This window comes from Methanocalculus taiwanensis, from assembly GCF_024372745.1.
Classification (GTDB): domain Archaea; phylum Halobacteriota; class Methanomicrobia; order Methanomicrobiales; family Methanocorpusculaceae; genus Methanocalculus; species Methanocalculus taiwanensis.
In genome coordinates this window covers 179275-193799 of the sequence record NZ_VOTZ01000001.1, presented here as the reverse complement: position 1 = coordinate 193799, position 14525 = coordinate 179275, and the positions used below count along the sequence as shown (strand labels likewise).

Annotated in this window: 12 protein-coding genes; 3 read left to right on the top strand and 9 right to left on the bottom strand. The window is 51.0% G+C overall.

Annotated elements, in window-relative coordinates; all coding sequences use genetic code 11:
• The first annotated feature begins 2 nt into the window (after positions 1 to 2).
• Entirely contained in the window at positions 3 to 854 is an 852-nt protein-coding gene (gene nadC / locus FTO68_RS00820; protein ID WP_255331452.1) for a carboxylating nicotinate-nucleotide diphosphorylase, read from the top strand.
• Between the two features lie 25 nt (positions 855 to 879).
• Here nadC and FTO68_RS00815 read toward each other — a convergent pair whose 3' ends face one another.
• The 7 genes from FTO68_RS00815 to FTO68_RS00785 all read right to left on the bottom strand — a co-directional run bounded on the left by FTO68_RS00815 (position 880) and on the right by FTO68_RS00785 (position 9401).
• Positions 880 to 1698 carry a DUF4349 domain-containing protein gene (locus FTO68_RS00815; RefSeq protein WP_255331451.1) on the bottom strand — a complete coding sequence of 273 codons (819 nt, stop codon included), beginning with the start codon at positions 1696 to 1698 and terminating at the stop codon, positions 880 to 882.
• Positions 1699 to 1836: 138 nt separating this feature from the next.
• Positions 1837 to 3861 (bottom strand): sodium-translocating pyrophosphatase, encoded by a 2025-nt coding sequence (locus FTO68_RS00810; protein ID WP_255331450.1) that lies wholly within the window; start codon positions 3859 to 3861, stop codon positions 1837 to 1839.
• Positions 3862 to 4023: 162 nt separating this feature from the next.
• A complete protein-coding gene (locus FTO68_RS00805) occupies positions 4024 to 4797 on the bottom strand; it encodes a tetratricopeptide repeat protein (protein ID WP_255331449.1) in 774 nt (257 codons plus the stop codon).
• Between the two features lie 121 nt (positions 4798 to 4918).
• The gene (locus FTO68_RS00800) at positions 4919 to 6322 is read right to left on the bottom strand and encodes a DNA-directed DNA polymerase II small subunit (protein WP_255331448.1); all 1404 of its coding nucleotides are present in this window, start codon (positions 6320 to 6322) and stop codon (positions 4919 to 4921) included.
• 118 nt (positions 6323 to 6440) lie between these two features.
• Positions 6441 to 7568: an aminotransferase class I/II-fold pyridoxal phosphate-dependent enzyme gene (locus FTO68_RS00795; RefSeq protein WP_255331468.1), complete on the bottom strand. Its 1128-nt coding sequence runs from the start codon at positions 7566 to 7568 to the stop codon at positions 6441 to 6443.
• 49 nt (positions 7569 to 7617) lie between these two features.
• Complete coding sequence (locus FTO68_RS00790) at positions 7618 to 8109, bottom strand: Lrp/AsnC family transcriptional regulator (protein ID WP_255331447.1); 492 nt, start codon at positions 8107 to 8109, stop codon at positions 7618 to 7620.
• A gap of 8 nt (positions 8110 to 8117) precedes the next feature.
• Positions 8118 to 9401, bottom strand: a complete 1284-nt coding sequence (locus FTO68_RS00785) for an ORC1-type DNA replication protein (RefSeq protein WP_438362289.1) — start codon at positions 9399 to 9401, stop codon at positions 8118 to 8120.
• Between the two features lie 923 nt (positions 9402 to 10324).
• Here FTO68_RS00785 and FTO68_RS00780 point away from each other — a divergent pair.
• Together FTO68_RS00780 and FTO68_RS00775 are read left to right on the top strand one after the other, a co-directional pair.
• Positions 10325 to 10660: a hypothetical protein gene (locus tag FTO68_RS00780; RefSeq protein WP_255331445.1), complete on the top strand. Its 336-nt coding sequence runs from the start codon at positions 10325 to 10327 to the stop codon at positions 10658 to 10660.
• A gap of 323 nt (positions 10661 to 10983) precedes the next feature.
• Complete coding sequence (locus tag FTO68_RS00775) at positions 10984 to 11475, top strand: MogA/MoaB family molybdenum cofactor biosynthesis protein (RefSeq protein WP_255331444.1); 492 nt, start codon at positions 10984 to 10986, stop codon at positions 11473 to 11475.
• A 47-nt stretch (positions 11476 to 11522) separates the two neighbouring features.
• On the opposite strand, the gene cgi121 is transcribed toward FTO68_RS00775, so the two are convergent.
• Positions 11523 to 12110 carry a KEOPS complex subunit Cgi121 gene (cgi121, locus tag FTO68_RS00770; protein WP_255331443.1) on the bottom strand — a complete coding sequence of 196 codons (588 nt, stop codon included), beginning with the start codon at positions 12108 to 12110 and terminating at the stop codon, positions 11523 to 11525.
• 32 nt (positions 12111 to 12142) lie between these two features.
• Entirely contained in the window at positions 12143 to 14452 is a 2310-nt protein-coding gene (locus FTO68_RS00765; RefSeq protein ID WP_255331442.1) for an ATP-dependent DNA helicase, read from the bottom strand.
• Positions 14453 to 14525: the final 73 nt, after the last annotated feature.

The window sequence follows — 14525 nt, the reverse complement described above, 5'->3', positions numbered from 1 at the left end:
GCATGATCCCGCATGAATCACTCCGCCGGTTTCTTGCAGAAGATGCACCCTTTGGCGATATCACAACAGGGTCAATTGTGCCGGATATAGAGGGAAGAGCTGTTATCCTTGCCCGTGAGACCGGGATCATCGCTGGGATCGAGGAGGCGCTGTTCCTCTTTGCCGAATGCGGAGCAGAGGGCCGGTCCCTGACAAAAGATGGCGACTGGGTCGATCCAGGCCAGCATATCCTTGAGATCTCAGGACCGGTCCATGGAATCCTGCTTGCCGAGCGGACAGTGCTGAATCTCATGGGGAGGATGTCTGGGATCGCGACAGCCACTAAAAGATTCGCAGCCTTAATTGATTCAGTGATTCCAGGAGCACGGATTGCCGGAACCAGAAAGACTGCACCCGGTCTTCGTTTTTACGATAAAAAAGCAATTATCCTCGGCGGAGGGGATCCCCACCGAAATTCCCTCTCCGATGCAGTTCTTATAAAAGACAACCACCTCGCCGTCGTCGGGATAGAAGAGGCAATCCGGCGTGCACGCAGCATCTCACGATACAGGGTTATCGAGGTCGAGGTTGAAACAGCCGAAGATGCGTGTACTGCGGCAAAAGCAGGGGCAGATATCCTTCTGCTCGACAATATGGATTCCGATTCTATTAATAAGGCGTTGTTGATCCTCAAGGACGCAGGCCTTCGTGAGCGTGTAGCGATTGAGATCTCAGGCGGCATAACCCCGGCAAATGCCGGATCATATGCAGGCTGCGAGATCGATCTCGTCTCTTCAGGCTGGCTCACTCATTCGGTGAAAAATTTTGATCTCTCACTTGAGATGCGGATGGCACTCCGGGTTATAAAAATATAGAAACAGAGAGAGTCTCTGCCCAATTTTAACTTTTTCCTCGCTTCACGATATACCAGGCGATCCCGCCGATTACTACAAGCGGTAGAAGTGCAAAGACAGCCACAATGATGATCCCGATCATAAAGAGAAACGCTGCAATGCCGGTGTTTAGAATACTGGTAATCGAGAACCCTGAATCGATCCCGATCGGCTCCCCTTCCCGAACCGTTACAGTGATGGTCGCTTCATCGATCTGCGACTCAAGCAGCTTCAGCCTACCCGTCACCCGGTCAAGGTTTTGTTGCGCAGAGTCAATCGCCGACTGAACCTTCAGGATCTCTTCAACGGTTTCGGCTTTTCCAAGGATATCGGTAAGGTGGTTCACCTGGTTCTCTAAAGCCCGTTTTTCTGCATGGAGATCGGTGTATTCCGCAGTGACATCCCGGCTTTGTACCTCCCGTTGGGTGAGGGTGCCGACAGATTCAATCTCCTGCATAACAGCTTCAAATGAATCTGAAGGCACCCTGAGAACAATATGTGCAGAGAATTGCTCGCGGCCATCCATCATACCGCCCGAGGTGAGGGAGAGTGATTGTATCCGGCCATTGTAGCGTTGTGCGATTGCAGTAATCTCTTCAGAGGCGACCCTCGCATCTTTTGACTGGATCCGGATCCAGCCATCCCTGATCACCTTTTGATCAGAATAGAGTACCTGGGACTCAACTGCTGTGTTCCTGTCATAGACAACAACCGACTCGGCCGCCATCGGTGCAGACTGGGATTCGGAATCTGCCATCATGCAGCCTGCTGAGGCGGAGAGGCCGATGAAGAGAATGAGAAGGAGAGGAATGAGTAGTTTCTTCATATACGTCACATCCTGGTACTGAAGATACTGTCTTTTCAACCTTTATAAATGGCGATAACTGCGAACATTTTCGCAGCGAAGAGGTCTTAGGTCTTTTATAAAATAAGCTGAGTTAAAAAAAGGATATCTTCTTCATCCTCAGACGAGGATGAGGAGCGGGGCAAAGACGAGTGCCACCATCGACATCAGCTTCAGCAGGATGTTGATGGCGGGACCTGAGGTGTCCTTGAAGGGATCGCCGACGGTATCACCGACGACAGCTGCCTTGTGGGCATCTGATCCTTTTCCACCATAGTTGCCCTGTTCAATGAATTTCTTTGCATTGTCCCAGGCACCACCGGCATTTGCCATGGTGATTGCGAGTACGAACCCTGAGACAAGCGATCCTGCGAGGAGACCACCAAGTGCCGAGGGGCCGAGGAAGAAACCAACAAGGAGCGGTGCTGCAACGGCAAGGATGCCAGGCGCAATCATCTCACGGAGTGCGGAAGATGTGGAGATTGCGATACAGGATGCATAATCCGGATCGGCCTTCTCCTCCATCAGTCCGGGGATCTCCTTGAACTGGCGGCGGACCTCAATAACAATCTCATATGCTGCCTTTCCTACTGCGGTCATGGTGAGTGCGCAGAAGAGGAACGGAAGCATGGCACCGATGAGCATACCGACGAAGACCATCGGGTTGGTGACATCGATGACCTGAAGCCCTACTGCCAGCGTGTATGCCGAGAAGAGCGCCAGTGCGGTCAGAGCGGCTGAACCGATAGCAAAGCCCTTGCCGATTGCGGCAGTGGTGTTGCCGACTGCATCGAGGGTGTCGGTGATTGTTCTGACCTTTGGATCCTGGTGTGACATCTCGGCAATACCACCTGCATTGTCAGCGACCGGGCCGTATGCATCAACTGCAAGGGAGATTCCAAGCGTCGAGAGCATACCGACTGCGGCGATTGCAATACCATAGAGGCCTGCAAACTGGTAGGAGATGACAATTGCGATTGCAACAAAGAAGACCGGGAAGATGGTCGATTCCATGCCCTTTGCAAATCCGCTGATGATGGTCGTTGCGGGACCGGTCTGGGCGGCCTTGGCAATCGAGAGTGTCGGTGCCCTGTCATAGGATGTGTAATACTCGGTGATGAGACCGATTGCAAATCCTGCGATCAGACCGGCGACTGCGGCATAGAAGATACCGACATACTCTGCTCCGATCAGGGTTGTGACAAGGAAGTAGGTTGCCAGCACAACGAGGACGATTGCAACGATCAGACCTTTATTGAAGGCCATGTGAATAGCGCTTGACTCGGTCTTGTTTGTCCTGACAAAGAACGATCCGATGATTGCAGAAAAGATACCAAGTGCGGCGATCATCATCGGGAGGAGGATGAGCTGCATCGGGTCGAGTCCTGCATACATCTCGGTCTTGACCGCGGTGATACCAAGGACCATTGCTGCGATGATCGATCCGACGTAGCTTTCATACAGGTCTGCACCCATACCGGCCACATCACCGACATTGTCACCAACATTGTCTGCGATGACGGCAGGGTTTCTCGGGTCATCCTCGGGGATGCCTGCCTCGACCTTACCGACGAGGTCAGCACCGACATCAGCAGCTTTTGTAAAGATGCCACCGCCGACACGGGCAAAGAGCGCAATCGAGGAAGCGCCAAGACCAAAGCCCGTCACAGTAGAGAGAACCGTCTCCTGAGGGATACCCATTGCAGAGAGGGCAAGGTAGGCGAGAGAGAGTCCAAAAAGACCAAGGCCTACAACAGCCATGCCCATAACAGAGCCACTTGAGAACGAAACCCTGAATGCCTCTGCAATACCGCGGCGTGCTGCATTAGTGGTCCTCACGTTTGCTGCGGTTGCCGTGTACATACCGATGTATCCGGCGGTTGCAGAGAGGATGGCACCGAGGACGAAACATGCTGCGGTGAGAGGTGATATTCCAACTGCCAAAACAATCGCCAGTACAACGACAAATACTGCAATTGCACGGTACTGGCGGTTCAGATAGACCATTGCGCCGAGATGGATGGCGGCTGCGATCTTCTGCATCTTCTCTGTTCCTGTACCCTCTTTCTTCACTGAGATGAAGGAGAACCCTGCAAATACAAGGGCGATAAGGGCAGCAACAGGTGCTAGATAGACAAGATCCATAGTTTAGGTACCTCCAATGTTATTTGGAATTCCTTCCATACAAGAAGGAACGAGAACCTTATATATCATATGGAAATACTTTGATGAAATACGTCTATCAACGAACTCTTTTTCGGGGAGTTCACACGGCGCGCGAAGAGATGGAGGCGTGATAAAAAGAGTTCAGAGCGTTTCCAGTATCATCCCGAATGTTTCAACCTGGGTCTGGTACTGGGACATCATCCGTGTAGTTATTATAGGGGTCAGGAGCGGGTTCAGCTCCATTGCTTTCATATAATCCTCTGATGCTTTCTGATAGGCAGTCGATGCAAGCCGTGCATGCTCACCGCCTGAAATGAGGATCTGATCTGCACCTTTCATTGATCTCATATCGGCATCATGCTGCATCGTGATGTAGAGGTATGCATCGCCCCGGTACATCCGGGCTTCTGCATTCTCCGGATATGCAGCAACCAGGGTATCGAGATCGGCGATCGCCTCCATGTACCGGCCCTGCGAGAGGAGGGTGATCGCCCGTGTCCTGAGGGCATCCGGATCATCTGGATTCCGTGTGAGGGCATCGGTGAAGCAGGCTTCGGCACCATCCTGATCACCTGCCATCAGGAGGGCTCTACCTTTGCCGATCGGGTAGGCCGGGTTATTTGGATCGAGTTCGGCTGCAAGAGAATACACCTCCGCGGCTTCCATAAAATCCCCTTTCCTGTACAGGCATTCACCCTTCTTCTGTATGAGTTCGGTATTATTCTCATCAAATCCAAGAGCATATGAATATGAAGAGACCGCCATCTCCTCCTGGTTCATCCTTGTGAGGCTGTCTCCGGCAAGGGAGAAGGTTGATGCAGCCACTGATTCGAAACCTGACTGAAACGGCGATGGGAGGATGAGGATTGTGACCGCGATGATCAGGCAGAGATACAGCAGGTGATACAGCTTCATGGAACATTGTCTCTTTGTACATACTGCTATTTATACCGTATCAGTCAGTAGCGCAAAGCACTATTGGCCGGATAGCATGTTTGGATCGAAGAAAAGAAAATACGATAAAAAAAACCCCGAATCAGGAGAGGAAATCATAGATCTGTGGCTCCATTCTCTCCAGATCGACGATCACCGCCTGGCCGGGTGTCGGGTTGATGTTCATCTGCTTCTGAAAGGCCGTCTGGGATTGCCAGGCACCGGCATTCACGGCAAGTACGCCCCGGTATCTTGAGATGCCGGTGATATGAACATGCCCGGTATGGAGGATCTCAGGGACTGTGTCGATTAGGAGACGATCCCGTTCGGTTGCAAGAATCGGGGTTCTCCGCCCGTACGTCGGTGCAAGATGCCGCCGTTTCAGCATCGCCTCCATCATCTCGGATGGGGCCTCATACCGTGCGCCCGGAATCATCCCGATCAGATCGTCGATGCTCCTGCCATGGTACATCAGCACCCTGGCGCCATGGATCGAGACAACTGCGGGATTCTCAACAAACGTGCAGTTCTTTGGATAGGTTGACCGGAACTCGGATGGGATCACGGGCTGGGGCTCTGCACCCCGTACCACATCGTGGTTTCCGGGCGCAAGGACGATCCCAAGTGATGAGGGGAGGGTCGAGAGCATCTCGCCGAGCCGGTCATATTGCTCGTAGATATTGGGTATTGTCAGCTCTTTCTCCTGTCCCGGGTAGATCCCGATCCCGTCAACCAGATCTCCTGCCACAAGGAGGTAGCTGATATCGTCCGCTGCGGAGATCCAGTCACAGAACCGCTCCCATGGTTCCTGGAGAAAAGTATCAGACCCGATATGGATATCCGAGATGAGCGCCACCTTTCCGGAGTTTTTCGGGGTGTACGGTGCATGCTGGATTGGAACATCCGGACGGAAGAGCTGTTCTGCATAGAAGAGTTTTCCTTCCGGAGCTGGTTTTCCACGGATACCGATCACCTCATCCGGAACGATCCTCTCGGCTTCAGAAAAACCATCCCGTCCATTATTGAAGAGGACAGGAATCGTTCCTGTCGGATCTTCCAGTTCAAGAATCCGGTGCCCTTTTGCAGTGGTCTTTACATCAATGACGATGCCTACGATGGTCACCTCGCTGTCACGGAACCGGGATGAGTGGGTCAGCGCTTCGATGGGGATGGAGCCTGAGCGTTTCCTGATAAGTGCCCCAAGAGTATCATACCTGCTCCTGAAGAGAGAGACGTAATCCTCGATCTGCCGCAGTGGTCCGGCAGATCCTTCCATCCCCTCGATCACCTCAAGGAGCGGATCGGCAGTAAACCGGACGCCATCGCGTTTTGGTGCAAGCGAGGGGATATGGGAGGGTAGGACAACGGCGCAGTCCTCCCTGATGCCCGCAAGAATACCAAAAATAAGAGCCGGATCACCGCGTTCCCGCAGGTAACTGACGACAGCCGGATCGACCAGATGGCCGGCCTCACAGAACCTGGCGATGATCTCCTGCTCGGCGAGCATAGTTTCTCATTGGATCTCTAATCCAATTATACCTGCGATCCAAATCATTATGCCTGTCAGAAAGAGGGAGGAGGAAAAAATGAGTTGTTCCGGGTATCCGGGGGGAGAAAGAAGGTCTTTAGAGTGAGTCGATGAACTCCCCTATTCTCTTCACAGCTTCGTCAAGATCCTCTCTTGAAACCGCATAGGCGCACCTGATATGCCCTATTCCTGAGGGGCCGAATGCACTGCCCGGGGCAACCGCAACCTGATGTTCGACCAGAAGCCGCTCGGCAAAATCTTCATCAGAGAGGCCGGTGGATTCGATCGAGGGGAAAGCATAGAAGGCACCTTTTGGGAGGTGGCAGGGAAGTCCGATCCTGTTTAAACCCGCTACAAAGAGGTTCCTCCTCATCCGGAATTCTGCTACCATCCTGTCTTTTGCTTCTTCGGCATGCTTCAGTGCTTCGACTGCTGCGTACTGGGACATCGTGGGCGCACAGAGCATCACGTACTGATGGATCTTCAGGGCCGCGGCTGTGATCTCGGGGGGGGCGCAGAAGTACCCGACACGCCAGCCGGTCATCGAGTACGCCTTTGAGAAACCGTTTAACGTGATCGTCCGCTCCCAGAGGGAGTCGATCGATGCCGGAGAGACATGCCTCCCTTCATAGGTAAGTTCTGAATAGATCTCATCCGAGAGGAGGAGGAGATCGTGATCAACGAGGATATCTGCAATCGCTTCGAGATCACCCTGTTTCATCACCCCGCCCGTTGGATTGTTTGGGAAGTTCATCATCAGAAGCTTCGTCTTCCTGGTGATCTTCTCCATCAGCGTATCGGGAGTGATCCGGAACTCATCTTCTGCAGGGCAAGGGAGGGTGATTGGGATCCCGCCTGCAAGTGTCACACAGGGGCTATAGGAGACATAGCAGGGATCTGCAACGAGAACCTCGTCACCGGGATCAACGACCGTCCTGACGGCAAGATCAAGCCCCTCGGATACTCCTCCGGTGATGATGATCTCGTTCTGGGGATCATAGCTCGTCCCGTACCGGGAGATAAGGTATGATGAGATCAGGTCACGGAGCTCTTCTAAGCCCTTATTTGAGGTGTATGCCGTTGCGCCCCGCTCAACCGAGTCGATCCCGGCAACAGAGACGTTCCAGGGCGTATTGAAGTCCGGCTCACCTACACCGAGCGAGATCACATCATTCATTGTGAGCAGGAGATCGAAGAACTTCCGTATGCCGGAGGGGGGGATCATCTCTGCCCGCTCTGAGACGTACCGCTTCCTCGTGTCTGACAGTCTCCTCTCAGAAACTATATGGGAGCCGCTCGACCCCTTCACTTCTCTGTAATTCACAGCCATACTCCTTGTACGTCTTCATAACAATATGGGTCACCGTCTCACGGATACTCTCAAGAGAGGCGATCTGCCCGGATACAAATTCTGAAACTTCCTGCATCGTCCTGCCACAGACGATCAGCTGGAGATCATAGCTGCCGGTGACGAGGCGAAGGGACTTCACCTCAGGGAACCTGGCAACACGGTCAGCGATCCTGTCATACCCAAACTCGCTTTCCGGACTGACTTTCACCTCAACAACAGCTGTTACGCCATCGTCGCCTGCCTTCTTCCAGTCTATAACGGCGGTATATTTCCTGATGACCCCGGTCTTCTCCATCGCAGAGATACGTTTGATGATCTCTGCTTTTGACAGATTCAACATCGTTCCAAGGTCCTCATGGCCGATTCGTGAATCGGATTCCAGGACCCTCAGGATCTCCCTGTCTTTTGCATCCATAACAATATTCACCTAAAGAGTTTGCCAGCCTGCTCTTCATTAAACCTGGAAATATTATGTTCGACGAGCCGGGGATCCTTCATGATGACATCCCAGATGCGGTCTGTCGTGACATCAAAGGATATCTCCTTTGTTCTTCCATATCGTCCCCTGGATATGACACGTGTAGATATGACACCAAGCATATTTAATTCACTGATGAGATCGGTTACACGCCGGTGGGTAAGGGTCTCAAGTGAGAGTTCACGGGTGACTTCCCGGTACAACCGCATCACTTCCCCGCTTGTGAAGATCTTCTGGTTGATACGGTGAAGAAGGAGCATTGCATAGAGTACAACTTTGCTCTGTGTGGGGAGCGTGGAGATACATTCTACCATGCTGTCGGTTTCGATCTTCTCCTGGGCCCACCGTACATGCTTTTCGGTGACAGCATCAGCACTCTCCCGATCAGCCAGTTCTCCCGATACTCGGAGGAGATCCAGTGCACGGCGGGCATCGCCATGCTCCTGCGCGGCAAGAGCTGCACAGAGAGGAATAACGCCTTCATGGAGCGCACCCGGCACAAATGCCTCATCTGCACGCTGTTTCAGAATATCGACGAGTTGTGGGGCGTTATATGGAGGGAAGACGATCTCTTCCTCTGAAAGGGAGGAGAGAACCCGTGGATCGAGGAAGTCGGTGAACCTGAGATCATTTGAGATACCGATGATGCAGACCTTTGAGCGTTCGAGATCGGAATTGATCCTGGTGAGGTTATAGAGGGTCTCGTCTCCACTCTTCTTGACGAGCTTATCGATCTCATCCAGTATGATGACGAGGACTCCTCCGGAATTTTCCAGAATATTCTTCAGTTCGGCATAGACCTGATCAGTCGGCCATCCGGTCATGGGGATATGGGTTCTGGTTCTATCAGAACTCATCGCATCCACATTCTCGACGAGCTTTGCAATCTGGGCAAGGACACGGTACTGGGTATCGATCACCTCGCAGTTTAAGTGAACAACCCGGCAGGTGGTATTGAGGTGGCCGCCGGCATTCTCGAGCTCGGCCCCCACGTACCGGACCGATGCTGTCTTTCCGGTTCCGGTTTTACCATATATCAGTATATTGGAGGGAGTTTCATTATGGAGCGAAGGGGCGAGAACAGCTGCAATCGAATCGATCTGGGGTGTTCTGTGGGGAAGTGTCTGTGGACGATAGCTGTGCCTGAGTATCTCACGATTCCTGAAAATTTTGTTGTTCACCAGGTATTTTTTAAAAAGACCCATTGATGTGTTCATTTCATCTGTCACTCATAATCACTTCTCTCATTTTCGATCATCTCGGGACTCCTCCAGACCGTGCATATATCATTCTCTTCTGGATAATAAACCCCACTATTTCCATTGGAGATATCGTATCGATTGTACTATGAACTGATGGATAGGATGTTTATGTGACAGAAATTATTGTATGAAATATGACATTGGATAAAACGATCAGAGGGGAGATAGAAAGATAATCAAAAAAACCCGGAGAATAGATGAACTGAAGCAGATACGGAAGCAATCAGGAGAGACTGGTGGGAGTATCTGATTCATATTGATTCAAAGGGAGAGGAAAGAGAGAACGGGAGAACGTGGGATCTTCATGATCAGCTAACCCCTTCATTTCGACTGGAGAAGCATATGGGTCCTGTTATCGCTATATTGCTCTTCAGTTATATTACGAACAATGAATTATCCACTTGTTGTTTTTTCCTATGGAGGGGAGGTGAATTTGTTCTTTGAAAAGAATTCAACCGTTTTAATGAGTTTTTTTTTGGAGAGAGAGGAGAATAGGGGGGTTTTATAGGGGAACATGAGAGGCGGGTCCCCCCTCCCTCTGGTTTCGACTGGAGTTTTTTTGGGGATGTTGGGGGATACTGGGAGATATTTAATGATGAAAGGAGGTTGTGATGAAGAGGTTTGATTGTTTTTTTTGTTTTGCTGGTAATGTGATCTTGAAATACCGGAGTGGTTTTTCAGTTGTGGGATTTTTTGTGGTATGAAGATTGACTAATATCAAAATAACAGAAGAAGCCATTTTTTCATTAGTAACTTATACTATATAAATATACTTAAGTAACTTCTAAAAACCGATATATCAAAACCAAACTAATATACCAAAATAATAATATTTTGAAATTAAACCAGTATAATTATACTAAAATAATATCACAAATAAAAATAATATATTGAAATTAAACCAGTATAATTATACTAAAAATAACATCAAAAATAAAAATAATATATTGAAATTAAACCAGTATAATCTTACTAAAATTAACATCAAAAATAAAAATAATATATTAAAATCAAAAAAGAATAATTGTAATGAAATAAACAATCTTCAAACCATCTATCCAATCACCCCATCTATCCTCTATCCCTCCCCTTTTCCCTCCAGTGGAAACAAAGGGGTACCCCTCCCTCCTGATCTGTATACCATGATACTCTCTCCAATACTCTCCTCTTTATCATCATCTGATATCTCTATTAAAAAATTAGATAATCTGGATTATTTCCCCTAGAAGTCTGTTTATATTCGTTATATTCGATGTATGTCAGACATATGGAAAACCAGACCTGATGCGCGTGCACCCCTTTGCTTCCACTGGAACTTTGGTTAGAAACATACTTCCATTAAAAATCCGTACGAATAATAAGAGCTCAGAATCACCATCTGTGTTCCAATACAAACAGACAAACTCCTTCTCTATTTCTATAGTTCCTATGTGACTTCTTCCTGATTCTCATGGCTCAATTTTTCCGGATATCCAGATAACACACAGCGATCCTTTTCTCTTCTCCTCGAATCGAAGATCAGATAACCCCATGCGATCCATTCTCTGGTATGAGCAGTCATCATGAGAGAGAGGTGGGGATTACAGCAGCAGTGATCACCGTCTCAACAACCCGGAGAAAAGAGGATGACATCTCCGGTAAAACTGCACAGGAGCTCTTTTCGGCCGCTGAGATCCCGGTCACCCTGTACAGGATCGTCCAGGATCAGGACGAGGTGATACAAGACGTACTTGATGAGGCGCTTTCTGTGGCAAACTGTATCGTCTTCACCGGCGGCACAGGCCTCACACCCGATGATCGGACGATCGAAGCGGTCGCTCCATCTTTTGAGAAGGTGATGGATGGGTTTGGCGAAGTCTTCCGGCAGAAGAGTGTGGCAGAGATCGGATCAGCAGTGATCCTCTCGCGTGCGACAGCCGGGGTGATCGGGGGGCGTGCAGTCTTTTGCATTCCGGGATCGACAAAAGCGGTAAAGCTTGCGCTTCAGGAAATTATAATCCCCCAGATCCGGCATATCATCTCGCATGCCTCTCCCAGATGAAGAGATCTGTTTAACTCATGATAAATGGTTTATTTCAAAAATAAAACTTATTTTAGGATATTTAACAGAGCGGTCCGCTCGATCACGAGATCAGCGATCCTCTCCTTTCCGACCGTTTTGATCTCAGCATCCGTGATACCAAAGAGCTCCTGGAGTACCGGTATACGGCTCTCCGGGATACCCTCTTCATCCGGAACCGGGGTTGCGAGCGACTGGAGCAGATCCCAGGCAATCGTGGAATTTGGGATGATCCCAATCCATGCAGGCATTACACCTTCATGAAGCCCGAACCTCATTGCAAGACTCGTCTGCCGCTGCCCGGATGCATAGAGCATCACCTCCATCTCGAGGCTCCTTGCAGTCATCGTCCCCTCTTTTTCTGCACGGATCGCCTGCCGGATCGCCTCTTCCGCATGCCTCCTGCCGGCCATCATCTCCGCGTTCAAGCAGACGATCCGGGTGCGGGATTGTCCGGCAATATCCCGGATTGTTGAGAGGAGATCGGGAACGGATCTGATCTCCATCCGGCCCATGCTCACTGAAAAATCCCGGCAGGAGGTTGATAATGCCTCTTCCTCCCCGATTTTTGTCCTCTTTGTATCCATCCCCATCAGATCCCTCTCCTGTTTATCCATCCATATCACCTCTTTCAAACCTCTTAATTCTCCTAAAAATCCAATATCCTCTGCTGCCCGCTCTTCCTTCTTGTAGAGGCATCGCCCCGATCCAGGCGGGTTTCATCGTTCACTTTCCCGTCATATCGGGGGCGCTTTTTCTTTTCTCTCTTCTCCCCGCTCTCCAGATTCCCTGATTGATTTCCACTTCTTTTGCCAATTTCCTTGTTCTGTATCTCCTGTATGATGGACTCTGCGGTTTTCTGCCCGACGATCCGGGCAATCTTTTCGACTCCTGCATCCCTTATTTCCCCAGGGGTGGTATATCCGCTGTTGAAGAGGGATCGGGCACGGACACGCCCGATTCCACGGAGCCTGATTAAGGGGAGGAGCTCCTCTTTCACACCATGCCTGATCCGAAGCTCCAGATCGGCGATGATTTGGAGGTGCGCCGGCATTTCGCGCCTGCAGAGCTCACGGGCGCCATGGACGAGCCATCCGATTCCATCAACGAGACCGTGGATATCGCCGGGCCCAATCGAGTACCGCTCTGCGATCATCTCAACAGAAACCTCGCCTATCCAGTCCTGGAGGACGATTGCGGTTTTGATCGCCTGATAAAAGTCATCGTATCCAAGCCATGAAAAGAGATGTTCCCCTTCGCCTATCAGGATCTCCTCTCCCTGCTCTTCAATAACATGCTCGATCAGCTCCTCGTCTGCAGATCGAAGGAAGAGCCGAAACATATCAGGTGTGGCGCAGAGGAGGTGGAGGATACCAAAGGGGGTGACCGTCTCCCGTTCATGGAATGCAGTCTGGATCATCACCGAGGATCTCGGATCAAGGTAGAGCTTTGAGGTGAGTTCCCCAAACACCGTTGCCTCGATCCGGCTCCCCAGATCGACCACCATTCCCATCTCCTCAAGCTCCCGGGTGACCCGGGTGCATATCCGGGTGAGGTAACTTAAATTCCGATGCCGGAACGCATAGAAACTCCCACTGAAGAAAGAGAGGATTGCGTCATTGTCTGTTGCTTCATTGCTGGCTACCAGTGCCAGTATCCGGGAGAGAAGTACGGATTTTTTGGCGCATTGCGAGTCGATCTCCTCTGCCGGTGCGCAGATGAATTCCCTGAAAAGCTCTTTGACAGCAGATTCGCTCTTCCCGATCAGTACTGCCTCGCCATAGGGGTCGAGTCCGGGGCGGCCCGCCCGTCCTGCCATCTGCCGGTATTCGCGGACGGGAATTGCAACCTGCCCTTCCCCGGGAACGAACCTGTGGAGGCTGTTGATTATCACGCGACGTGCAGGAAGGTTCAGTCCGGCTGCAAGGGTGGGTGTCGAGGCGATCACCCGTATCGTACCCTTCCTAAACCCCTCCTCAACAAGCTTTCTTGCGTCCCGGGAGAGGCCCGCATGGTGGAAGGCGGCCCCTTTTTTAATGCAGAGTGCCAGTGCCTGTGCAACCCCGCTCTCATCATTTTCGAGGATCTGATCTGCAATCCTGTTTAAAGCGGGCTCCTCCAGCCCGAGAGCAGAGGCGATCCGCTTTGCTGCACCTTCTGCATTCCTCCGTGACGATACGAAGACAAGTGCCTGCCCCCCCTCCTGGATTGTATCCAGGCAGAGATTGGTATCTGCATCCTTTTTGAGGGAGGCAACCTCCCTTTTGCTCCCGTCAAACCGGATGGATCCCTTGTAATAGACCCCCTCCCTGAGATCAACCGGTCGCCAGTCAGACTGGACGAGCCCGGCGGAGAGCCAGCCTGCCAGCTCTTTCGGGTTCCCGATTGTTGCGGAGAGGCCGATTACCTGGAGATTTTGATTCCGGTTCCGCATCGTTGCGATCACCATCTCAAGGGTTGCTCCCCGCCCTTCATCGCCGATTAAGTGCATCTCATCGATAACGAGGAGTGTGATTGAGCTGATCCACCCCGTCCTGTTCCTGAGGAGCGAGTCCACCTTCTCCGAGGTGGCGACGATGATATCGGATCTTCCGAGGAGTTCGTCTTTCCTGTCAAAGTCCCCGGTTGCAATCCCGATTTTTACGCCTTTCCCAGAAAAATCGTCATATTTTTCACTCGCAAGTGCCTTCAGCGGGACGACATAGAGGCATTTCCCGCCTGAAGCAATATGGTGGTGCATTGCCATCTCAGCAACAAGGGTCTTTCCGCTTGCTGTCGGGATGCTGATGATCAGGTTTCTCCCAAGGAAGAGCCCTTCATCAACACATGTGATCTGGGGAGGATAGAGGGATCGGATCCCGGCTGCGTAATACTGATCCCTGAGTCCGTCCGGGATCGGAAGCGTTTCAAGAGAAAGCTCCACAACCCCTTTATTTCCATTGGAAACCTCTCTATGCACACCGATCACATCAAAAGATTTATTATGGGATTTTGGAATTCCCAGAAAACTTCTCCAGGAAGCTTTATTTCCG

Excerpts from the sequence above, each read along its gene's own strand:
- nadC (WP_255331452.1), top strand. The coding sequence starts at position 3 with ATGATCCCGCATGAATCACTCCGCCGGTTTCTTGCAGAAGATGCACCC.
- FTO68_RS00815 (WP_255331451.1), bottom strand. The coding sequence starts at position 1,698 with ATGAAGAAACTACTCATTCCTCTCCTTCTCATTCTCTTCATCGGCCTC.
- FTO68_RS00810 (WP_255331450.1), bottom strand. The coding sequence starts at position 3,861 with ATGGATCTTGTCTATCTAGCACCTGTTGCTGCCCTTATCGCCCTTGTA.
- FTO68_RS00805 (WP_255331449.1), bottom strand. The coding sequence starts at position 4,797 with ATGAAGCTGTATCACCTGCTGTATCTCTGCCTGATCATCGCGGTCACA.
- FTO68_RS00800 (WP_255331448.1), bottom strand. The coding sequence starts at position 6,322 with ATGCTCGCCGAGCAGGAGATCATCGCCAGGTTCTGTGAGGCCGGCCAT.
- FTO68_RS00795 (WP_255331468.1), bottom strand. The coding sequence starts at position 7,568 with ATGATCCCCCCCTCCGGCATACGGAAGTTCTTCGATCTCCTGCTCACA.
- FTO68_RS00790 (WP_255331447.1), bottom strand. The coding sequence starts at position 8,109 with ATGGATGCAAAAGACAGGGAGATCCTGAGGGTCCTGGAATCCGATTCA.
- FTO68_RS00775 (WP_255331444.1), top strand. The coding sequence starts at position 10,984 with ATGAGCAGTCATCATGAGAGAGAGGTGGGGATTACAGCAGCAGTGATC.
- cgi121 (WP_255331443.1), bottom strand. The coding sequence starts at position 12,110 with ATGGATAAACAGGAGAGGGATCTGATGGGGATGGATACAAAGAGGACA.